Genomic DNA, 24,079 nt, shown 5'->3' on the forward strand with positions numbered 1-24,079 from the left:
AATTTTCATAAAAATTACATCAAATTTTCTAAACTATTGACTGCCAAACATCTTTCAACTGTAAATCCTTCGGCAAAATCTTTTCCAACAAGTCTTCCTAAATCCTGTGCACGATAATTTAAGCTTTCAAAGAAGTTTTTGCTCGTAATAGGTGTTGCAGGTTCGTTTGAATTTGGATCATAAAATTGGGTTTTATATGCCATAATTGCTTCTACTTTCTTTTCTTCAAATCCTGTAATGTCAACTACAAAATCTGGAGTAATATTTTTCCATTGAATATAGTGATAAACTACTTTTGGCCGCCAAGCTTCTTGTTTCTCTCCGTCAATCGAAGTTTCAATTTTCATTAAACCCGAAAGAAAACAAGCATCAGAAACTAGTTTGCTTCCTTTTCCGTGATCGATATGGCGATCATCAATTGCGTTGCACAATACAATTTCGGGTTTGTACTTGCGAATCATTTTAATGACTTCTAATTGATGTTTTTCATCATTAACAAAAAAACCGTCACGCATTGCCAGATTTTCACGCACAAGAACGCCTAAAATCTTTGTCAGCATCTTTTGCTTCCTGATCTCTAATTTCTGCCGTACCACGTGTTCCTAATTCGCCACGAGTCAAATCTACAATACCAACTTTTTTCCCAAGTGATACTTCTTTTAAAATTGTTCCCGCACAACCCAATTCTACATCGTCCGGATGTGCCCCAAAGGCTAATATGTCTAGTTTCATAATTTTTAATATCGATGCCAAAAATCAATTTCAATAACAATTCTGATAAATTAAAATTGATTTTTGACTTTTTATTTTTTGTTTGTTTTATTTCAAGTTTCAGGAATCTCAGTCTAAGTATTCAGTCTCAGTAACTGCAAACTGCGGCTGAAAACTCATAACTCATAACTAATAACTCTCAAGACTCTTTTCATGGTCATTGATTTATTCACGCTTTCTTCCCATTCTTTTTCAGGAATACTTTCTTTTGTGATGCCACATCCCATATACAGAATCGCTTTATCGTCCTGAATCTGCATGCATCGTAAATTTACAAATAAATCAGAACTTGCGTCATTTCCTGCAAAAGTGCTATTCAATTCGCCTAGAAAACCGGTATAGAAAGTTCTATTATAATTTTCGTTTTCCAAAATAAATGCTTTCGATTTCTTTTTTGGAAGTCCACAAACAGCAGGAGTTGGATGTAAAGTATCAACCACTTCTTCTAAAGTTGAATTATCTTTTAAAACACCCGAAATATCCGTTTTGATATGCCAGATTGATCCTGCTTTTAAACTGTAAGGCTCAGAAACTACAACCGAAGCTGTAAATTCTCGAAGTCTTTTCACAATAAAATCAGTCACAAATTGCTGTTCATCTTTTTCTTTTTGATGCCACACAATTTCAGTTTGCTGATTATCTTTCTGCGTTCCTGCCAAAGCCATTGTTTCAAAAACATTTCCGTTTGCTTTTAAAAGTTTCTCCGGCGTTGCCCCCATCCAAAGTCCAATTTTTGGATGAAAAAAACAATAACAAAAAGTCGCTGGATACAGCTGAACCAGATGCTGAAACGTTTCGATAAAATCAAATTCAGATAAAGGCACTTCTTCACTTCGTGATAAAACTACTTTTTTGAATTCCTCATTTTTGATCGCTTGAATTCCCTGAGCTACTAAATATTCATATTGAAATTTAGCTTCAGAATCAAAATTCATGTCGTCAATTTCTATTGGATCAAATGAAGTTGATTCTTTTTCCGCAGTAATAATTTCCGATTCGTTTTCAGGAATCAGAATTAATTGTTTTTCATCAAAAGAAGCAAAAACAAATCCTTTCTCACTATAATCTGAAACAGTGTTTAAAACATTATTTTGCTGTAAAATCCCAACATAATTTTCTGAATTGGGTTTTGAATAAAGTACAAAGGGTAAATTTCGTTCTTTATGATTTCTTATATTGAAGAAAAAATCACTCATAATTAGAATTGATAATAAATAAATCTACTTTAATAAAGCTCTTTTTTTGCAAATAATAAAAGTATCAAAAAATACTCTATAAGGATTTAATTGAACAGCTTGCGCAAGCTGGCCTCTAGTAGATTTTAGAAAAACTGTTGGATAATTATTACTAAAGCTCTGTCGGACTATTTTAAAATGAATATCAGAATCATACTCTTTTAAAAAATATCTTTTTTCAACTTCATCATTTTCTTTAGTCAATTCTTCTGGTAATAAAAATGGTAAACATAATGAAATAAGATTATCGACACCCCACTCATCACTTTTCATATATTTATTATGATTAGCCTTAAAAGCTTCTCTTTCATATAATTCATCAAGACTTTTTATTTTTAAAGATAAAATTTCAAAAGAACCGTAAAAATTCTTAAGCAAATAAAACAACACAAGTATTGGATAATTTACACCATTAACGCTGTTTGCACCCAAATAAAACTCAGGCATAGTTACAATAGGACAATTAAATAACATTCTCAGATTCAATAATCGAGCATCAATCAATGTTTGTACAATTGCAAGTGTAACATCGAAAAAGCTATCATTATTTTTAAAATCATATTTCTTTAAAACTGGAACAAATTGTATTTCATATAATAACTTTTTTATCTGTTCTTTAATAAAACTTCTGTTATCAAAATCAAAAGGTGAGATAGAATAAAATTTATCAATATATCCTGAAAAATCAACATCCAATCCATATCTATGATGAAACATTTTTCGAATATTTTCTATATCACAAACAAAAATCACTTTATCAAAACCAAATTTATTCTCTCCATTTATTTCTATATAATGCGCACTAAAAATATTAAAGAGTCTAAATATATGTTCTGGATCCAATCTATCAAGATCATCAATTATTAAAACTGATTTTTTATTTTTTTCAATTTTTATTCTTTCTATTAAATCAAAAATTAATTCTGATACAGCATCCATCTCATAAGTATGCCCTTTTCTCTGCTCAATTGATTCTAAAAATTTCTTGACATCGTTTTCTTCATCAACCTTTACCTCTTCACTAAATTCTTTAAAATCCCCTACTGTTTTCTCTAACGCTTTAATAAAATCAATAATAGATGTACCTATCTTTTCACTAAATCCAAGTATTGCATATAATAGAGGCATAAATTTCACGCGTTCCATAATAAAAACTTGACTTTTCAAAAGCAAGGTAAAGTCTTTCTTCTCTAATTTGATCTCACTATAATAGTTACCCATTAAATGAAATAATAAATCAAATTTAATAAGTTCAAAAACATCTTCATTTGCAGAAACCGAATAATTTACGGGAAATATTTTTAAATAGAAAAAATCATCATCTTCAGTTTCTGATAATTCATTTAAAAAGGTTGATTTACCAGTACCAAAAGGACCAGAAAAAAGAATTCTTTTATTACGTTCTATCTTTAAATGGCTCTTAAAGTCATTGATAATTTGAGTAGTCTCAATTTTAACTTCTTTTATAAGTTTTTCCATTTTAAATTTAACTTTTCTTTCTATCCAAAACCATATTCGTCAATTTGCAAAGTGAAACCAAGTTTCCTTCTTCATCAGTAATTTTGATTTCCCAAAGATGAAGACTTCTTCCTTTGTGAATGATTCTGGCTGTTCCGAAAACATAGCCTTCACGAATACTTTTTAGATGATTTGCCGAGATTTCGATGCCTCTCACCTCCTGTTCTTTCGGATTGATAAAAAAGAAAGAAGTCGCACTTCCCACACTTTCTGCCAAAGCTACTGAAGCGCCACCATGCAATAGTCCCATTGGCTGGTGAACACTTGGATTTACAGGCATTTTTGCAGTTAAAAAATCTTCTCCGGCGTCGATATATTCAATTTTAAGCGTTTCCATTAATGTGTTTTTAGAAAACTCATTACAGCGCGCCAAAATCTGTTCTTTTGTATAATTCATTAAAATAAACTTTAAAAACGTAAAATTAAAGAAAGATAAGACACAAATCGAAAAATCCCATTTTAAAATTAAAATTCAATTATAAACTTGTCAGTTTTTTGTTATTTTTACAAAAACAATCAAAATCAATCTTTGGCTATTTTTTGCCACAGATTACACAGATTAAAAGGATTTTGAAACACTTTGTGTTGATTTTTTTGCCACGAATTCACTAATTTTTCTAATTTAAAAAACAAATAATTAGTGAATTCGTGGCGGAAAAAAATCTTTTTTAATCCTTTTAATCTGTGGCTAAAAAAACATTCAAATGCGTCAATACTTTGCACTCTTCATTTTCGGAATAATTATAACTTTTTGTTCGTGCAGAACTGATTTCGACACTGTTGCCAGCACTGGAGATTTAAAGTTTTCAAAAGACACCGTTTATTTGGATACTGTTTTTAAAAACATTGGTTCAAGCACGTATCAATTGAAAGTGTACAATAAAAGCAAAAATGACATTTCAATTCCGATTATCCAGCTTAAAAAAGGTTTGAGTTCCAAATACCGAATGACGGTTGACGGAATGGCCGGCAACAACGGAAAGATTTTTAAAGATGTTACGCTTTTGGCAAAAGACAGTTTGTACATTTTTATTGAAACTACCGCAGATATTACAGACGCTAACCCGACTGATTTTTTATATACTGATGAAATTGAATTTGACAGTGGCGCCAATCTTCAAAAAGTAGCTTTGGTTACTTTAATTCAGGATGCTATTTTTTTATATCCAAACCAAAATCCTGACGGGACGAAGGAAAAAATAAAAATCGACGGCAAAGATGTGGACGGTTTTTACTTAAGCGAAAATGATCCCGCAAACGGAAATGAACTTATTTTCACCAAACAAAAACCATATGTGATTTATGGTTACGCAGGAGTTCCTGAAAATAAAACGGTAACTTTTGAAGCTGGTGCAAGAGTTCATTTTCACGTCAATTCTGGGCTGTATGTTGCCAAAAATGCTTCATTGCAAATTAATGGAACAACCTCTACAACTGACAAACTTGAAAATGAAGTTATTTTTGAAGGCGATCGTTTAGAATCACTTTACTCTGATATCCCTGGACAATGGAATTCGGTTATTCTTGAAAATCAAAGTAGCACACATTCCATCAATCATCTGACATTGAAAAATGCCGTTACTGGTTTAGAAATCAGAAACACAGCAAATACGATTCAGATCAAAAACAGTCAATTTTATAATTTTGTCGAGCACGGAATTCTGGCGAAAAATGGCCGAATCAACGGAGAAAACTTAGTCATAAATTATGCGGGAATTGTGAGTTTGTCTTGTGTTTACGGCGGAAATTACAGTTTTGTGCATTGCACTTTTAATAACAATTGGCAAAACAGTTCGCATTTTGCAGTCAATTTGAGCAATAGTTTGGCTGGAGCAACACCAGAAACGAACCCGCTTACGCAGGCCACTTTCAATAATTGCATTATTTACGGCTCAAATACAAACGAATTTAATTTGAGTAAAAAAGCAAACACAGCTTTTGTTTATCAATTAAATAATTGTCTTTTAAAATTCAGCAGTTCGACAACAAATCCGGATTATCAATTCAAAACCGACACACAACATTATAACAATATCATTTTGAATGAAAACCCAAAATTTTATAATGTTTCGCAGAATAAATTCAATATTGACAAAACTTCTTCCGCTTTCGCGAAAGGGAATCAGGCCTATATAATTCCGACAGATATTTTAGGAATTACGAGAACTTCTCCTCCAGATTTGGGAGCTTATCAGAGTCAGGATTTCCCGAAGAAATAGTTTTTGCCGCGAAGGCGCTAAAACGCAAAGTTTTAATATACACTTGACACAATGAAAACCAATCTAACAATAGCTTTTCTGCTGTTATTTATAAATATATTTGCTCAAAGTACAACTATAATTAAATGCGATTCTATTTATAAAAATAAAGGAATCACAATAAAACTTGCAACTTTTAATGACAGCGCAGATTTACAAGATGATGAAGAAAATTCAAATCTGACAATCACTCAGGAATTAAATGGCAAAAGATCCGTCTTAATAAAAGAAAATCTTCATAGTAGTGCACAGGAAATTGATTTTAGAGATTTTAATAACGATAATATCAAAGATATTTTAGTCCAAAACTATTCTGATGTTAGAAGCAATTGGACCTACTATCTATATTTATACAATCCTAAAACAAACACTTTCAAGAAAGTTATTGGCTTTGAAGAGATAAAAAATCCAATTTTTAATTCAAAATATGGAATTATAGAAAGCCATGTAATTTCTGGAAAAAATTGGGCGTCATTTTATAAAATCAAAAACAATAAAATACATGATTTCAATATCGAGATAACCGATGATGGCAGTCCCAAATCTGAAAAAGAATATGCAAAGCAATTAAAAAAATTACCACTATAAAATGATTCAAAACAATATTTCAAAAACTCCTCAAATGAAATTTCTTCAAAGTGTATTTTTAGTACTTACTGTACTTTTTTCAAGTTATACTTTTTCACAAACTAATTCTAAAATTATTGGAGAATGGACAGGAAAAGATTCCGATGGAAATGAAGGTAAATTTATTTTTTTGAAGATAATTATGCCTCAATAACTATTGGAAATGAATTTATTGATGGAAAGCATTATGTAATTAAAGGAGGAATAAACGATGGCAAGATAGGCGAACTAAAATATTCTGTCGATTATTCAAAAAGTCCAAATAAAATAGATTTTATATTATCAATCCATGAGAATGGAAAACTAACCGAAAGAGGCAGAATTCTAGGCATAATAAAATTTATAACCGACACAGAAATGCTTTTTGCAATTAGTTCGACAGGGGTAAGAGATGAAGATTTTAATGAGGATATGGGGCCTCCAATGACACTGAAAAAAAATAATCAAATTCTTTAAGTAACATTTTATTTCAAAAAACACCTCGTAAGAAAATATATCTAAAATTAAACTTCTCATAACATTTTACATTCAAAAAAGTAGTAGTTTTGTTACAATACATTTTTAAAAACCTAATAATCAAGTTTTTAAAAATTTATTTTAAACCAAATCTTAAAACTATTACTTATGAAAAAAAACTACTTTTTACTATTATTGTTTCTTGCCACGATTGGTTTTGCCCAAATTCCTTCTGGATATTACAGCACCGCAACCGGAACAGGCTACACCTTAAAAACACAATTGTACAACATTATTAAAGGTCATACCGACAATGGATATGCCGGATTGTACACAACCTATCAAACTTCTGACGTTGATAATTTTTATGAAAATGATGGAACTGTTTTAGATATGTATTCCGAAAATCCTTCTGGAACAGATCCATACAATTACAGTACTGGAACAACTCAAAGATGCGGAAGCTATTCTGTAGAAGGAGATTGTTATAACAGAGAACATATTATTCCGCAGTCGGTTTTTAATGAACAATCACCAATGGTTGCCGATGCACATTTTATTACGCCTACAGATGGAAAAGTAAACGGAATTCGTTCCAATTATCCGCACGGAAATGTAAGCTCCGCAACCTATACCTCTCAAAACGGAAGCAAATTAGGATCAAGTGCCGTTTCTGGATATTCAGGAACAGTTTTCGAGCCAATCAATGACTTTAAAGGTGATATTGCCAGAATGTATTTCTATTTTGCAACACGTTACGAAAATACTGTAGCAGGTTATTCTTATGCTATGTTTAATGGCACAAGCAACCAAGTTTTTACAACTGCTTTTTTGAATATGCTTTTGGCTTGGCACGCGCAAGATCCTGTGAGCGCAAGAGAAATTGCTAGAAACAATGCCATTTATGCAAGACAAAACAATCGAAATCCGTTTATTGATCATCCAGAATATGTCAATCAAATTTGGGGCGGAACACCTTCTGGAGATACTCAGGCACCGACTGCCCCAACAAGTTTAGCTTCAACATCAAAAACAGCTACTTCGATTACGCTTTCATGGACAGCTTCTACAGATAATGTAGCCGTTACAGGATATGATGTTTATGCCAATAGTGTTTTAAAAACGACTGTTTCTGGAACCACCGCTACAATTACAGGCTTGACTGCTTCTACAGCTTATTCGATTTATGCAAAAGCAAAAGATGCGACAGGAAATACTTCTGCGTCAAGCAATACTATTTCAGTTACAACCAATAGCGACGGAACAGGAACTGCAACAGATCTTCTTTTCTCTGAATACATTGAAGGTTCTGGAAATAACAAAGCTTTAGAAATTGCAAACAATACCGGAAGTTCTGTTAATTTATCTGCTTATACGATCAAAAAACAAACAAACGGAGCAGGTTCTTGGAGCACAGGTTTAGCTTTGAGCGGTACGTTAACAACGGGAAGCAAATTTGTAATTGTAAACAGTTCTATTTCTTCAACTTGTTTTTCTACGAGTGCTCGCAAACATTTCAACAACGGCGACTGAACTGACTTTCAACGGAAATGATGCTGTCGGGTTATTTAAAAACGGTGTTTTAATTGACATTATCGGAACTTTCAATGGCGGAACAGCCAATTTTGCCATTGATGTAACTTTAAGACGAAAATCTACTGTAACTTCTCCAAGCACTACTTTCAATTTGAGTGCGCAGTGGGATTCTTACACCACAGACACTTGCAACAACTTAGCCAGCAAAAAAGCATTGCCTGTAGCAGATGAAGAAATTATTGAATTATCTGATGAAATTGTAATTTATCCAAATCCTTCTGATGGAAATTTCAATGTTGGCCTGAATGATTTTTCAACTCCTTATACAATAGAAATAATTTCGTTTTCTGGACAAAAAGTTTTCGAAAAGCAAAACACAACTTCTTCTAAAATTTCTGTTCAAAATTTATCGGCAGGAATCTATTTTATTAAAATTATCAAGGGAGAAAAAACATCTTTCAAAAGAATAATTATCAATTAAAAATACTTTTTCACATCTTAAAAAGCGGCTAATTGCCGCTTTTTTTATCTTAAAATGACAATTTTTACAAAAATTACATTTTCCATCTGTTTCAAGGTTTCGTAAATTTTGCAAAATCATTATTATGCAAATGCTCAAAATCTAAACTTTCATTTTTGATTTTTTCCTTTCTAAAAGTTTAATATTACAGAACATATCAAAAAAGAAATTTTACTAAAACATTAAATTTCACTAAAGACCGAAACCTCTTGATTTTGCGTCTTTTTGGTAGAAAAAATGCAAGAAAAAAGCAATTTCATTTTTTTTGAAAAGAGATCGTTTCCAAATTTGCGCTTACTATTTATTTACATTAAATTTGCGGCTCAATACAACAAACTACACAAATGATCCATTTCTTTGAAAACCAAAGCAAAACTGTTTTTGCCGTACAAACGCAAAACGAAATTTCAGCTCAAGACATTTCAAAATTAAACTGGCTTTTTGCCGACGCGAATAAGATTGAAAAATCTGCATTGACAGGTTTTTTTGTTGGCCCTCGCGCAACTATGATTACACCTTGGAGTACAAATGCTGTAGAAATTACTCAAAACATGGGGATTTCTGGCATTATCAGAATCGAGGAATTTCATCCTGCAACGGAAGATTTTACTGATTTTGACCCAATGCTTTCTCAAAAATTCAACGAATTAGATCAAGAAATCTTCACTATCAACATTCAGCCAGAACCAATTCTGGAAATTGATGATATTGCGGCTTACAACAAAGTTGAAGGTTTAGCTTTAAGCGAAGAAGAAGTTGATTACTTAAACAATCTTTCGGCTAAACTTGGAAGAAAATTAACTGACTCAGAGATTTTTGCTTTCTCACAAGCGAATTCAGAGCACTGCCGTCACAAAATTTTCAACGGAACTTTTGTTATTGACGGTGAAGAAAAAGAAACTTCTCTTTTCAAATTAATCAAAAAACATCTCAGGAAAACCCTAATGATATTGTTTCTGCTTACAAAGACAACGTTGCTTTTGTAAAAGGACCAAAAGTGCGACAATTTGCACCAAAATCGGCTGACAAACCTGATTTTTACGAAATAAAAGAATTTGATTCGGTTATCTCTTTAAAAGCCGAAACACACAATTTCCCAACAACTGTTGAGCCTTTCAACGGAGCCGCAACAGGTTCTGGAGGAGAAATTCGTGACCGTTTAGCTGGAGGACAAGGATCATTGCCATTGGCTGGAACTGCGGTTTATATGACTTCATATTCTCGTTTAAAATCCTTCGACTCCGCTCAGGATGACAGAAAATGGGAAAATGCAGTTGAAGAAAGAAAATGGTTGTACCAAACACCAATGGATATTTTAATCAAAGCTTCAAACGGAGCTTCTGATTTCGGAAATAAATTTGGCCAGTCGCTTATTACAGGTTCTGTTTTGACTTTCGAACACGAAGAAGAAAACAGAAAAATTGGTTACGATAAAGTAATCATGCAAGCGGGTGGAATTGGTTATGGAAAATTAGATCAATCTATCAAACACAAACCAAAAGAAGGCGATAAAATCGTAATTCTTGGAGGAGAAAATTATAGAATTGGAATGGGTGGTCTTGCGGTTTCTTCTGCAGATACAGGAGCTTTCGGTTCAGGAATTGAGTTGAATGCAATTCAGCGTTCAAACCCAGAAATGCAAAAACGTGCTTGCAAACGCGATTCGTGGTTTAGTTGAAAGTGACAATAACCCAATTGTTTCGATTCACGATCACGGTGCAGGTGGACACTTAAACTGTCTTTCTGAATTGGTTGAAGAAACTGGAGGTTTGATCGATTTAGACAAATTGCCAGTTGGAGACCCTACTCTTTCTGCAAAAGAAATTATCGGTAACGAATCTCAAGAAAGAATGGGATTGGTTATTGGTCAAAAAGATATTGATACTTTACAGAGAATTGCTGACAGAGAGCGTTCGCCAATGTATCAAGTTGGAGATGTTACGGGAGATCACCGTTTTACTTTCCAATCACAAACTAACGGTTCAAAACCGATGGATTATGCTTTAGAAGATTTCTTCGGAAGTTCTCCAAAAACGGTTATGACTGACAACACTGTTGACAGAAAATATGCTGACGTAGCTTATAACGCCGCAGATTTCGAATCATACTTAAAAGACGTTTTACGTTTAGAAGCTGTTGCATCTAAAGACTGGTTAACGAATAAAGTTGACCGTTGTGTTGGAGGGAAAGTAGCTAAACAACAAAATGCTGGTCCGTTACAATTGCCTTTGAATAACGTTGGCGTTATGGCCTTAGATTATTTAGGAAAAGAAGGTATTGCAACTTCTATTGGGCATGCTCCTATCGCGGCTTTAATTGATCCGGTTGCGGGAAGTAGAAATGCTATCGCAGAATCGTTATCAAATATTATTTGGGCTCCGATTAAAGACCAGTTGAAAGGAATTTCATTATCTGCAAACTGGATGTGGGCTTGTAAAAACGAAGGTGAAGACGCTCGTTTATACGAAGCTGTACAAGGATGTTCAGATTTTGCAATTGAATTGGGAATCAATATTCCGACAGGAAAAGATTCACTTTCAATGAAACAAAAATATCCAAACGATGAAGTAATTGCGCCTGGAACGGTTATTATTTCTGCTTGCTGGAAACTGTACCGATATTAGAAAAGTAGTTGAACCCGTTTTACAGAAAAACGGAGATTCAATCTATTATATCAATTTGTCTCAAGATGATTTCAAACTTGGAGGTTCTTCTTTTGCACAAATCAGAAACACTATCGGAAACGAAACGTCTACAATTAAAGACGCTTCTTTCTTCAAAAATGCATTTAACACAATCCAAGAATTAATCGGCGAAAGCCAAATCTTGGCAGGTCACGATATCGGAAGCGGTGGTTTAATTACTACTTTATTAGAGTTGTGTTTTGCTGATGTAAATCTTGGAGCTAAAATTGATTTCAGCGCTTTTGCAGAAAAAGACTTATTGAAAATCCTTTTCGCAGAAAACATTGGAATCGTTTTTCAAGCTAAATCTGATGCTTGCTGTTGAAGCTAAATTAAAAGCAAACAACATCGAATTCTTCAAAATTGGTTCAGTTCAAGAAACTGCAGTTTTAGAAATTGGAGCTTATAAATTGGATATTCCTACATACAGAGACGTTTGGTTCGAAACTTCTTATTTATTAGATCAAAAACAATCTAAAAACGGAAGAGCTCAAGCACGTTTTGAAAACTATAAAAATCAAGTTTTAAATTATACTTTCCCTGCACACTTTACAGGAAAGAAACCAGAAATCGATAATTCTAAACCAAGACCGAAAGCGGCAATTATCCGTGAAAAAGGAAGTAATTCTGAGCGTGAAATGGCAAATGCTATGTACTTAGCAGGATTTGACGTAAAAGACGTTCACATGACAGATTTAATTTCTGGACGTGAAACACTTGAAGATATCCAATTCATTGGAGCAGTTGGAGGATTCTCTAACTCAGACGTTTTAGGTTCTGCTAAAGGTTGGGCCGGAGCTTTCTTATACAACGAAAAAGCAAAAACAGCTTTAGATAATTTCTTCAAAAGAGAAGATACACTTTCTGTTGGAATCTGTAACGGATGTCAATTGTTTATGGAATTAGAAGTTATTAATCCAGAACACGAAGTTCACGGAAAAATGCTTCATAACGAGAGCCAGAAACACGAAAGTATCTTTACTTCTGTAACAGTTCAAGAAAATAACTCTGTAATGTTATCGACTTTGGCTGGAAGCACTTTAGGAGTTTGGGTTTCTCACGGAGAAGGTAAATTCAAATTGCCTTATTCAGAGGATCAATACAACATTGTTTCTAAATATGCTTACGAAGGTTATCCTGCAAATCCTAACGGTTCTGATTACAACACTGCTATGATGTGTGATAAAACCGGAAGACATTTGGTGATGATGCCTCACATTGAGCGTTCGACTTTCCAATGGAACTGGGCACATTATCCAAAAGACAGAAATGACGAGGTTACGCCTTGGCACGAAGCTTTTGTCAATGCCAGAAAATGGATTGAGAAAAACTAAGAAATATATTTTTACTAAAAACGCTCGATAAATTCGGGCGTTTTTTTTGATAGCCAAGAATTCACGAATTTTTATTTGCAAAAATTGAATTAATGAAAATTCGTGAATTCGTGGCTATCAAAAACTATTTAAAACTATTCTAAGTTTAATTTAATGGTATCTTAAGACAGCTTAAGCAAGTATAAATATTCGGATAAATATCTTTGTCTCATGAAAAAAATGATGCAAAAATTATCCGCCCTTCTTCTCTTATTATTAATGAGCCAATTTTCTTTTGGTCAAAAAACTTCTTCTGTAAAAGGAACCATTTCTGACGGAAAACTTCCAATAGAATTTGTTGATGTTATTTTAAAACAAGCTTCTGATTCTACTAAAACTGTTAGTTACGCCGTAACAGATGTTTCCGGAAATTTTGCTTTAGAGAATATTGCTTCTGGAGATTATCAGCTTCAGTTTAAATTAATTGGTTTTAAAACTATTTCACAAAAAATAAAAGTTACTGAGAGTCCAATTTCCCTTGGCACTATCAAATTACAAAATGATGCAAATTTACTTAACGACGTTGTTGTAAAATCTCAGAAAAAACAAATCCAGAAAACCGACGAAGGATTTATTTTTAATGCTGTTTCAAACATTTCACAAATTGGCGGAACGGCTACCGATATGCTAAAAAGTATCCCGACTGTTGCGGTTGATGCTGAAGGCGGCATTACGCTAAGAGGAAAATCGCCAATGATTTTGATTAACGGAAAAAACTCTGCGATTACCAATATGGATCAGATTGCGGCGAGCAGTATTGAAAGCATTGAAATAATCAGTAATCCAACAGCTAAATATGATGCAAATGCAGAAAGTGGCATCATCAACATAAAACTTAAAAAGAACAATCAAAGCGGTACAAATGGTGCAGTTGCTTTGGGCGCGGGTTTTGGTGCGAAAGGCAGAATCAACAGTTCTGTGCTTTTAAATCATAAAACAGAAAAATGGAATTTTGGCGTAGGTTACGACAACCGTTTTGCTGGCCGAACTAAAAAAATAAATGCAGACAGAACAAATTATTTTATTGACGATGAACACTATATTCATCAAAACAGAAGTGATCAACGAACGGAAGGTTTACAGAATTTAAAATTCAATGTTGATTTTACTCCAAATGACAAAAACAGTTTTTCGTTTGAAGCTTTAGGCAATATAGAAAATCAAGATAACGATGAAACTTTGTACACGCAGGTAAATACAAGTACCAATGCATTTTTTCTAACAGCAAAAGACATTCTCTGGAACTGGAACGTTCAAAAGTTGGGGAACTTGCTTTTACTTACGACCGAAAATTTGATGATGAAAGAAAAAGTTTGAATACTTCGATTACTTCTTCTTTCGGAAAACACAGAGAAAACACAGATATTGATACTTATAATTACGACGAATATCAACAACAAATTGGCGATGTGCTTTGGCAAAGAACACATAATTATGAAAACCAAAATATTTCGAATGCAATCGTAAATTATACTTTTCCTGTTTCAGAAAAATCAATTGTAGAAACAGGCTATAAAGGAACTTTTAGATTTTTTAATTCCGATTTTGAAAGCGCAGATCTTGTAAATGGTGAATATGTCATAAATCCGTTAGCGAGCAATATTTTTAAATTTAACGAGCAAATAAATGCCGTTTACGGTATGTTGAATTCCTATATTGGTGAAAAAGAAAATCCGAAATGGAACTACAATTTAGGTTTGCGTGCCGAAAATGTTTCTAACACGGGCGCAACGCAAAACAATAGTGACCGCTTCAATAATGATTATTTGAAATTTTTCCCGTCAGCATATTTGCAATTGAATCTGAACCCGGAATCTTTTGTGAAATTCAATTACAGCAAAAGAATCAATCGTCCAGATTTAGATGATCTGAATCCGTTTATTGATATTACCGATGCCCTGAATCCACATGGAGGAAATCCGTATTTGAAACCGGAAATTATTCACATTGCTGAAGTGAGCTACAATAAAAATTGGCAGAATTATTCTTTTTCGACAAATGCTTTTTACAGAAATGCGACTGATGCAATTAGACAATATGCACAGCTTTTGGACAATGGCGTTGTTTTGTTGCAACCGCAAAATATCGGAAGCACAATTACTTATGGCTTAGAAACTATCTTTACTTTGAAAACTGCAACTTTTTACGATGCAAATATTAGTGTAACTGCTTTTGAGCAAAAAATAGACGCTTCAAATCTGACAGAAAATGTGGTAAAAAATGCTTTTAACTGGTATGGAAAAATCATCAATAATTTTGTTCCTTGGAAAGGCGGAAAACTGCAAATTATTGGGAATTATAATTCGGCATTAACAACAGCACAAGGAAAACGTATTCCGATTTATAATGTTGATATGGGATTTCAGCAAAAACTCGGAAAAGGAAACGCACGTTTAGGTTTGGTTGTCACCGATATGTTTAATACACTTGAAAGTGGCTACAAAAACAACACGGCACTTTTTTACAATCAAAGAACCAATAAATCCGACACTCGCGCTTTGATGGTCACTTTTGCTTATACTTTTAAATCTGATTTTAAAGAAAAACTATTAGAGAATCAGTTTTCAGCTGAGTAATATTTTTACAAACTAAAAAAAACTGTCTGCTAAACGGACTAAAAAAGCAACCCCAAATTTCACAAATTTACGCAAACCCTATTTCTGTTTTTTAAAGATTTAATTTGTGCTAATTTGTGAAATTTGCGGTTATTTTTAGTTTAGCACAAATTCCAGATGGTCAATAAACAAAAAACATCATTCTTACAATTGGGATTTATTTTTTATTGAAATTTGAACTATATTCGCCAAAAGTTCCTGCCACAGAATTTTTTAGAATCCCAAAAACACTTAATCCTACATAGAATGAAAGCTATTCGTTTATTAATTATTGCCTTATTATTTTTTACTGCAAAATCGTATTCACAAGTTGAAGTAAACACAATTACTCATAATTCTAAAGAGCGCTATATTACAACCACAATTGGTTTTCCAGTTTCTGGAACTTACGCGCCAATTGGCCAAAAAGAACCAATTAGCCAATTAAATCCAGACGGAACAGGATTTATTCAAGCACCTGATTTGAGCAAAAAGAAAATTAACTGGGGAATCGAATGTACAGAAGAGGGAATTCCTGTTTTCAAAGAAGGTTTCAATAGTAAATCGTACACTTTTTGGTACAGACCTAATGACAGTGAAGAATGGGTGTATTCTCAATTCTCGATTCATTTTGCGAAGAAAAAAATGTTTCTGATGGGAGAAAGAGTCAAAGAATATGAGGATTTTAATGTGCAATAATCTCTAAAAAATAATATTTTTTTAATTAACTAATTTCTAGTTTTTTCGAAAATTTACTACAAAAAAGAAAACGTTTTCGTTGATTTTTAAGAGTCCATATAAATTTTCCCATAAAATTCCACAAAATTAAAAATTATACCTATTTTTTATTTAATTTGCGATAAAATTCAAGATATTAAACATGGTTTCAATCACACGCCTTTTTGATTTTCCCTATTATCAACAAGAAACTTACAACCTTCCGGTTGCCTTAGCAACAAAGAAAAACGGAGTCTGGGAAAAAACATCTAGCCAAGAATATATTGCAAAAGCAAATGCTGTTTCGAGAGCATTATTGCGTATGGGCATTCAAAAAGATGACAAAATCGCCCTGATTACATCAAACAACCGCACAGAGTGGAATATTATGGACATTGGTATTCTACAAACTGGTGCTCAAACTGTTCCAATTTACCCAACGATTTCTGAAGAAGATTACGAATACATATTAAATCACAGCGGCAGTATGTACTGCTTTGTTTCTGATGAAGAAGTGCTTCACAAAGTAAACCTTATTAAAGCAAATGTGCCTACTTTAAAAGAGGTTTATTCTTTCAATGAAATTGCGGGTTGCAAGCACTGGACAGATTTATTGCTTGCTGGAGAAGACGAAAGCAATCAAAATGAAGTTGAAGCCAGAAAAGACAGCATTCAAACAGACGATTTAGCGACTATTATTTATACTTCTGGAACAACTGGAAGACCTAAAGGTGTTATGCTTTCGCATAAAAACATTGTTTCAAATGTTTTAGACAGTGCTCCAAGAATTCCGTTTGATCCAGGAAAAAGCACTGCGTTGAGCTTCTTGCCTATCTGTCATATTTTTGAAAGAATGATTTTATACATCTATCAATATTATGGTGTTTCGGTTTATTTTGGAGAATCAATTGACAAAATCAGCGATAACTTAAAAGAAGTTCGTCCAACTGTAATCACAGCTGTACCAAGACTTTTAGAGAAAGTTTACGATAAAATTTATGCAAAAGGAGCTGAATTGACCGGCATCAAGAAAAAACTGTTTTTCTGGGCTATTGATTTAGGTTTGAAATATGAACCATACGGAGCCAATGGAGCTTGGTATGAATTCCAATTAAAAATTGCACGCAAATTAATTTTCAGCAAATGGAAAGAAGGTTTAGGCGGAAATTTAGATTTAATGGTTTCTGGAAGTGTCGCTTTACAGCCACGTTTGACCAGAGTTTTTGCGTACCGCAGAAATTCCAGTTATGGAAGGTTACGGATTATCTGAAACTTCGCCTGTAATTGCCGTAAACGATCAAAGAAATAGAGGTTTCAAAATTGGAACTGTTGGAAAAGTAATTCGCAACGTAGAAGTTAAAATTGCCGAAGACGGAGAAATTCTTTGCAAAGGACCAAACGTGATGCTGGGTTATTACAAAGATCCAGAAAAAACAGCTGAAGCTTTACAAGACGGATATTTCCACACGGGAGATATTGGAGAAATCGACAACGAAGGTTTCTTGAAAATTACCGACCGTAAAAAAGAAATGTTCAAAACTTCAGGAGGTAAATATATTGCACCGCAAATGATCGAGAATGCCATGAAACAATCTCGTTTTATTGAGCAGATTATGGTTATTGGCGAAGGTGAAAAAATGCCTGGCGCTTTTATTCAGCCTAATTTTGAATTCGTAAAAGAATGGGCGAAAATCCACAAAATAACTTTAGGAAGTACTGACAAAGAAATCAGCCAGAATGCAGATGTTATTAAACGTATCGACGAAGAAGTAGAAAGCATCAACAAGAAATTTGGACACTGGGAACAACTGAAACGATTTGAACTTACTCCAGATGTTTGGTCGATTGATGGCGGACAGCTTACTCCTACCCTAAAATTAAAACGCAAGATCATTAAAGAAATTTACAAAGATCTTTACGCTAAAATCTATGGTCATAATTAAAATTCCAAAATAGTTAACCAAAGGAAAAGGCTGTCTAAAATTTAGACAGCCTTTTTTAGTATCAAAAACAGGTATTTCTACTTTGAATATCAATTTATAAATCCATTATTTTTGATTGATCCTAAATACAAAACCATGCCTTGGACAATCCTTGAACAATTATGGAAATGTGCTGTTGATCCTAAAAATGCTGATTCAAGCAATTCAAACTGGAACAACGAAATTAAAGCCTTATATCTGTTAGGTATTGGCATGGAAGATGCTTTACAGTTTTTACATTCAGAAAAACCAGATTTTGAATCTTTTAAAGCATGGATTTACAATAGAAAACAAGATGTTGCTACCGACACTAACGATTTAACAGAAAATGTTTTATCAGAAGAAGATCTTGAATTCTGGAATCAAAATGGTTATGTAGTAGTTAAAAATGCAATCTCAAAAGAAGCTTGCGAAAACACACAAAAAGCCATTTGGGAATATTTGAAAATGGATCCTGAAAACCAAGAAAGCTGGTACAATCGTCATGAAAATCAAAAAGGGCTTATGCTTAATTTTTCTAATCATGAAGCTTTAAACCAAAACCGCTTTTCTCCAAGAGTTAAAAAAGCATATGAACAGCTCTATAAAACCTCTAAAATTTACAAAACGATTGACAAGGTAAGTTTTAATCCGCCTGAAACAGAAAATTTTAATTTCCTGGGAAGTTCGCTTCATTGGGATATGAGTTTAAAAAAACCTTTAACTTTTGGCTTACAAGGATTGCTTTATTTAACCGACTGTGGGCCAGAAGATGGTGCTTTTCATTGTGTTCCGGGTTTTCACAACCAAATTGATCGATGGCTTGACGAACTTGAACTTTATGAAAATCCAAGAGAGAAAGCATTGCAGACATTGCAACCAAAACCAATTACAGGACAAGCTGGAGATTTTATCATTTGGAATCAAGCACTTCCACACTGCGCTACTCCAAACAAAGGAAAAAAACCGCGAATGGTTCAATATCTCACGTATCTTCCAGATGATTTTAATGCATCTGGAGAGTGGATTTAAACCATTCTAGTTTTTCAGACACCAATACAGAATCTTGGCAATGTTTTTAGCATCATCAATACCTCTGTGATGTGTTCCTTCTAGCGGAATATTAAGCAATGCCAAAGCGCCATTCATTCCAGTTGGTTTTACCAAACCAAATTTTTCGGCAAAATGAGTTTTTACGTTGATATGCTCGTCTGCCATCGGATATGAAATACCGAACGATTTACACTGCTTTTTAAGCATATTCAAATCGTATTGGCCGTAACTTGCCCAAGTATATAAATCGGGATTATATTCGTCTATCAACTCATTAACCGCTTCTTCAAAACTAACGCCGTTTTCATCCAGTAAATCCTGAGTTATCGTTGTCAATTCTGTACAAAATGTACTTACGCTTGAGCGTTGTGGCTTTATTAATATTCCTTTATTCTTGGAAATTTCGCCGGTTTCAGTATCTAATACGGCCAAACCAATTTCAATAATTTCATTTTCCTGGCCCTTCGGGACCCCACCCTGCCAGCATGTGGCTTCTAAATCGAAAATAATAATTTTATCTGTTGTTTTCATTTTTTTAATTTTTAATAATTATGTGTGTTTAACCGCAAAGAGCACAAAGGTTTACGCAAAGGAACGCTAAGATTTGTTTCACGCAGATCAAGCAGATTTCAGCAGATTTTTTTAATAATCCTTTTAATCCTTCAATCTGTGGCTAAAAACTTTGCGTCTTTGCGACTTTGCGAGATTTTTTAACCGCAAGGAGCGCTAAGGTTTACGCAAAGGAACGCTAAGATTAGTTTCTCGCAGATCAAGCAGATTTCAGCAGATTTTTTTAATAATCCTTTTAATCCTTCAATCTGTGGCTAAAAACTTTGCGTCTTTGCGACTTTGCGAGATTTTTTAACCGCAAGGAGCGCTAAGGTTTACGCAAAGGAACGCTAAGATTTGTTTCACGCAGATCAAGCAGATTTCAGCAGATTTTTTTAATAATCCTTTTAATCCTTCAATCTGTGGCTAAAAACTTTGCGTCTTTGCGACTTTGCGAGATTTTTTAACCGCAAGGAGCGCTAAGGTTTACGCAAAGGAACGCTAAGATTAGTTTCTCGCAGATCAAGCAGATTTCAGCAGATTTCAGCAGATTTTTTTAATAATCCTTTTAATCCTTCAATCTGTGGCTAAAAACTTTGCGTCTTTGCGACTTTGCGAGATTTTTTAACCGCAAGGAGCGCTAAGGTTTACGCAAAGGAACGCTAAGATTAGTTTCTCGCAGATTCAGCAGATTTGGCAGATTTAATCTGTGGCTAGAAAACCTTGTGTCTTAGCATCTTTGTGGCAAAAACCTAGAAAAACATGCTTTTGAAATCCAGAAAGAAATTTCTCTTCTTCTTTTTCTCCAGTTTTTCTCTTGTTTCAGAATTCTTCTTTTCAAAAACTATTTTAGCTTTCTCTATCCGTTTAGCTGGTTTTATTTCCTCTGTTTTAGAATTTTCGTAAAACTTTTTGAAAGGACGCAATTCAAAATCAACCAAAATTGCGACCATATTGATAGCGTCAATGTTTGAAGGATCTGTTTCGCCTTTGAAGAACGTTTCGATAGGTCTAAACTTATCTTTCTTCTCCTTAAATTTATTCTTTTTGGTGTGATCGAAATCTAAACCCAAAAGATTACTAAAAACATTCAAATCCTCTTTTGTTGGGTTATTTTCGAAAATCAACCAGCACAAATCACGAAGTTTTCCACGAGAAGGTTGGTACAAATAATCAAAGTATTTCCCTTCTTTTTCGGTCTCGTATTTTTTTCTGATTGCGTTTTTATATTGTTGTAATGTATTGTTTTGCATGGTATTTTAATTTTGTAATTCTTGGGAATCTCAGGAAATCGAAGGCTTTTCTAAGAAATCCACTATCACAAAAGTTCAAAGCACCATTGCTTTACCAGAGAAATATCTCTAAATGATATATATAATTTTCTTAAAATTCACCTTTCCATTCCATAGGTTAATAAGCTCTAAATCCATTTTCCCACTCGAGGCAAATGGAGGCTCATTAAATTCCACTTTATCTGTTTGACTACTATCGTCTGACCTAAGTCCTATTTTTTGATTCATCCTTATTTTTTTTTAGTTTCTGAGAGACTAAGATGCTGAGATACTAAGTTTTTTCTTTTAGCACTCTGAACCTTTGTCACTTTGTTTCTTTGTCGTTTGCCACTAAGGCGCTAAGACACTAAGTTTTCTTTTTTATCTTTTCTTAAAAACCTTTGCGACTTTGTGCCTTCGTGGCAAATCAATTCATAAAAAAAGCACCCGATTAAAGGTGCTTCATAACAAATACGATATTTCTATCCTATTGCCTATATTGATGCACCGACATGTAAAAGCATTCACGATCTGAAATCGAGGTCGCTAATCCTGCGTTGTGTATGTATAATTTAAAACTCATTTTATTTATTTTTTAATTGTTGTTTTCTGAAACGCTTTGTTTCAATTTTGTTGGGCAAAGATATGATGAAAAAAATCATACTTCCAAATATTTTTTAAGATTATTCCACTGATTATCAATTACTTACACTAAAACAAAAGCAAAGAAATTCCTGTCCGCAAACTGGTGCAGATTTATCTTTTTAGCAAATGACTGTCGCTCATCAGATTACTTTCCAAGACTATATTTTCCTATTTTGATTTATGATTAAACATTTGGTTAATTATTTTTTTAAGTTTTTTAGTTCTGGTTTGTTTTTCTATCATTTTGAACATCTTTCTTGTCACACTGAGCGAAGTCGAAGTGGCTTTAAAACAAAAAAAGCGTCCTACAATGTGGACGCTTTTCTATTTTATGATGAGTTTGATTCTAAATCTTACATTTCAATTTCACAAAAATACATACGCATCCTGAGCTTACAGCTGGAGAATCTCCGGCTAAAGTTTCAAAATTTTGGCTTATTGATAGTATCATTGTGTTTTTTGTGTTTTTAATTACAGATACAAATGTAGTATATTTTGTGATAATTTAACAAATATTAGTTCAAATTTAATTTTTATAACAAATCCCAAAGATTGTTATTTACAAGATTGAGTTTCTTATTTGTATAATTGTTCACTAAGTTCAATCAAACTTTTGAATTCAAATTGATTTGAATTTGTTAGGTGTACGGGACTCGAACCCGCAACCTCTTGCGTGATAGGCAAGCGTTCTTCCAATTGAACTAACACCTCTTTTTGCCATGCAGACATAAGATATAACCTTTGGACTTTTAGCCTTTTTTTTAAAGGATTTATTATTGAGAAAAAGGGTGTGCCTGGACTCGAACCTGCATCCTCCAGTTTAGCAAACTGTCGCTCTTCCAATTGAGCTAACACCCTAGTGGATAGTTGGGACTCGAACCCAAAACTTTTTTCCTTTGGCGGGAATATTTTTCCAATTAAACTACTATCCTAACTTTTACCAATTGGCAACTTTATAATTTTTTAACAGAACGCCAAAGATACTTTTTCCCTTGATACCCTGAAATATTGGGTCAAAAATTCTACTTGCTCCATCTACAGAATCTAACGGAGGTACATATCCTTCCTCAAATTGTTTTTTTCGGAGACTTTCTTTTGCTCCTGTAGAAATCCAACCAACATCTACACTAGTCATGTAGATAGAATCTTCTGCAAACTCTTTAGCCGAAGTCAGTGTCATCATATTTAGAGTCGCCTTTGTCATATTGGTATGCGGGTGAAAAATCGTTTTGTTGGTATAACTAAAAATTCCTTCAGATGATGTCACATTGACAATAAATCGTTCGTTAAATTCAGAATTTAAAAACAATGGCTTTAGCTCTTTGATCAAGAAATAAGGCGCAATTTGATTGATCAAATTAACTTCAACCAATTCATACATACTGATTTCTTCTAAAGTAGAATTCCAGCTTGTTTTTTCGCGGTTATCAACTGGCTGTCCAAAACGCGAAAGTGCTATTGCTGTTTTTTCTTCAAAACCATATTCCAATGCTTTTATTTCTGCCGCAACAGGAGTTTTATTGGCAATCAGTTTTTTATTTGCAGAAAATTGATCTAGCAGATTTTCTTCTTTTCGAATTAAAGGCTGATAATATTCATCTGTATATTTAATGGTCTGCGCCGCATTATTAATCAAAATATCTAAACTCTCAAATTCGGATTTGTAAAACGATATAAACTCATTTATCGCATTCAAATTCCGTAAATCTAGACCGTAAATTATCAGATTATCTTTCCATTGCTCAAAGTCATTTTCTTGTTTAAATTGTTCTAAAGCAAGCGCAGGAAAGCGAGTTGTAAGTATAACATTGGCATTATTTCGCAAAAGTTTTAAAGCAGTCGCAAAACCCACTTTTACGCGTCCACCTGTAAGGATCACATTTCGTCCTTTTAAGTCTATGTTTTGAAAACGCTTTTCGTAATTTTCTTTGGCACATTCTGGACAAAGTCTGGTATAAAAACTATGCGCTAATTTATAAGAACGGTTACAGGCGTAACAATTTTTAGGCAAATGCAATTCGGTAAACTGCTGTTCATCTGGATTTTCTTTTTCGGCAAATAACGTTTCTCCATTTAATGCTTTTGAAACCAAAGTAGCGCTCAAACTTACTTGAAGATCTTCTTGTTTCTTAGACGAATAACTCACACTACGCAAATTCTTTTTAGCATTTTTATGAATCTTGGTAATCAAACCTGCAAATAAATCATTGTCTGGATTTTCAAACGGATCGTCTTTCAGCGCTTGTAGAACCTTAATGCAAGTTTGCCATTCTTCTTTACTAAAAATATATTTCTTTTCTATATCCATTTT

The 24,079-nt window shown here is 33.5% G+C and carries 15 protein-coding genes, 2 tRNA genes and 3 pseudogenes; 11 read left to right on the forward strand and 9 right to left on the reverse strand.

Annotated features, from left to right (window positions below):
• Positions 1-14: 14 nt before the first annotated feature.
• From bshB1 to ACQ9BO_RS21690, 4 genes and pseudogenes are all read right to left on the reverse strand, one after another.
• Positions 15-732, reverse strand: a pseudogene (gene bshB1 / locus ACQ9BO_RS21675) (bacillithiol biosynthesis deacetylase BshB1).
• 155 nt (positions 733-887) lie between these two features.
• The gene (locus ACQ9BO_RS21680; RefSeq protein ID WP_431242431.1) at positions 888-1,967 is read right to left on the reverse strand and encodes a chorismate-binding protein; all 1,080 of its coding nucleotides are present in this window, start codon (positions 1,965-1,967) and stop codon (positions 888-890) included.
• A gap of 24 nt (positions 1,968-1,991) precedes the next feature.
• Positions 1,992-3,485 carry a P-loop NTPase fold protein gene (locus tag ACQ9BO_RS21685; protein WP_431242432.1) on the reverse strand — a complete coding sequence of 498 codons (1,494 nt, stop codon included), beginning with the start codon at positions 3,483-3,485 and terminating at the stop codon, positions 1,992-1,994.
• 7 nt (positions 3,486-3,492) lie between these two features.
• Positions 3,493-3,921 (reverse strand): PaaI family thioesterase, encoded by a 429-nt coding sequence (locus ACQ9BO_RS21690; protein WP_431242433.1) that lies wholly within the window; start codon positions 3,919-3,921, stop codon positions 3,493-3,495.
• Between the two features lie 307 nt (positions 3,922-4,228).
• On the opposite strand from ACQ9BO_RS21690, the gene ACQ9BO_RS21695 reads away from it, so the two are divergent.
• From ACQ9BO_RS21695 to ACQ9BO_RS21745, 11 genes and pseudogenes are all read left to right on the forward strand, one after another.
• Positions 4,229-5,743, forward strand: a complete 1,515-nt coding sequence (locus ACQ9BO_RS21695; protein ID WP_431242434.1) for a hypothetical protein — start codon at positions 4,229-4,231, stop codon at positions 5,741-5,743.
• A gap of 51 nt (positions 5,744-5,794) precedes the next feature.
• Complete coding sequence (locus ACQ9BO_RS21700; protein ID WP_431242435.1) at positions 5,795-6,370, forward strand: XAC2610-related protein; 576 nt, start codon at positions 5,795-5,797, stop codon at positions 6,368-6,370.
• A gap of 34 nt (positions 6,371-6,404) precedes the next feature.
• The gene (locus ACQ9BO_RS21705; protein WP_431242436.1) at positions 6,405-6,563 is read left to right on the forward strand and encodes a hypothetical protein; all 159 of its coding nucleotides are present in this window, start codon (positions 6,405-6,407) and stop codon (positions 6,561-6,563) included.
• Positions 6,564-7,033: 470 nt separating this feature from the next.
• Positions 7,034-8,398 (forward strand): endonuclease, encoded by a 1,365-nt coding sequence (locus ACQ9BO_RS21710; RefSeq protein ID WP_431242437.1) that lies wholly within the window; start codon positions 7,034-7,036, stop codon positions 8,396-8,398.
• Positions 8,367-8,882 (forward strand): T9SS type A sorting domain-containing protein, encoded by a 516-nt coding sequence (locus tag ACQ9BO_RS21715; RefSeq protein ID WP_431242438.1) that lies wholly within the window; start codon positions 8,367-8,369, stop codon positions 8,880-8,882. Before ACQ9BO_RS21710 ends, ACQ9BO_RS21715 begins: the two co-directional genes overlap by 32 nt.
• A gap of 383 nt (positions 8,883-9,265) precedes the next feature.
• A pseudogene (gene purL / locus ACQ9BO_RS21720) lies at positions 9,266-12,939 on the forward strand (phosphoribosylformylglycinamidine synthase).
• A 219-nt stretch (positions 12,940-13,158) separates the two neighbouring features.
• The gene (locus ACQ9BO_RS21725) at positions 13,159-14,295 is read left to right on the forward strand and encodes a carboxypeptidase-like regulatory domain-containing protein (protein WP_431242439.1); all 1,137 of its coding nucleotides are present in this window, start codon (positions 13,159-13,161) and stop codon (positions 14,293-14,295) included.
• Positions 14,292-15,554 carry an outer membrane beta-barrel family protein gene (locus ACQ9BO_RS21730; RefSeq protein ID WP_431242440.1) on the forward strand — a complete coding sequence of 421 codons (1,263 nt, stop codon included), beginning with the start codon at positions 14,292-14,294 and terminating at the stop codon, positions 15,552-15,554. The genes ACQ9BO_RS21725 and ACQ9BO_RS21730 overlap by 4 nt, the downstream gene beginning before the upstream one ends.
• A gap of 285 nt (positions 15,555-15,839) precedes the next feature.
• A complete protein-coding gene (locus tag ACQ9BO_RS21735; RefSeq protein ID WP_132989938.1) occupies positions 15,840-16,271 on the forward strand; it encodes a hypothetical protein in 432 nt (143 codons plus the stop codon).
• A gap of 181 nt (positions 16,272-16,452) precedes the next feature.
• Positions 16,453-18,232 (forward strand): annotated as a pseudogene (locus ACQ9BO_RS21740) (AMP-dependent synthetase/ligase).
• Between the two features lie 111 nt (positions 18,233-18,343).
• A complete protein-coding gene (locus ACQ9BO_RS21745; RefSeq protein WP_431242441.1) occupies positions 18,344-19,282 on the forward strand; it encodes a phytanoyl-CoA dioxygenase family protein in 939 nt (312 codons plus the stop codon).
• Between the two features lie 6 nt (positions 19,283-19,288).
• Here the strand turns inward: ACQ9BO_RS21745 and ACQ9BO_RS21750 are convergent, their stop codons facing one another.
• The 5 genes from ACQ9BO_RS21750 to ACQ9BO_RS21770 form a co-directional block, all read right to left on the reverse strand.
• Positions 19,289-19,834 (reverse strand): exonuclease domain-containing protein, encoded by a 546-nt coding sequence (locus tag ACQ9BO_RS21750; RefSeq protein WP_431242442.1) that lies wholly within the window; start codon positions 19,832-19,834, stop codon positions 19,289-19,291.
• Between the two features lie 770 nt (positions 19,835-20,604).
• Positions 20,605-21,105, reverse strand: coding sequence for a hypothetical protein (locus tag ACQ9BO_RS21755; RefSeq protein WP_431242443.1), 501 nt, complete (start codon positions 21,103-21,105; stop codon positions 20,605-20,607).
• A gap of 1,301 nt (positions 21,106-22,406) precedes the next feature.
• Positions 22,407-22,478: transfer RNA gene (locus ACQ9BO_RS21760), tRNA-Asp, on the reverse strand.
• A 74-nt stretch (positions 22,479-22,552) separates the two neighbouring features.
• A tRNA-Ser gene (locus ACQ9BO_RS21765) sits at positions 22,553-22,626 on the reverse strand.
• Positions 22,627-22,705: 79 nt separating this feature from the next.
• Positions 22,706-24,076, reverse strand: coding sequence for an SDR family NAD(P)-dependent oxidoreductase (locus ACQ9BO_RS21770; protein ID WP_431242444.1), 1,371 nt, complete (start codon positions 24,074-24,076; stop codon positions 22,706-22,708).
• Positions 24,077-24,079: the final 3 nt, after the last annotated feature.

This window comes from Flavobacterium sp. P21, assembly GCF_050632225.1.
In the GTDB taxonomy this organism is placed as follows: Bacteria; Bacteroidota; Bacteroidia; order Flavobacteriales; family Flavobacteriaceae; genus Flavobacterium.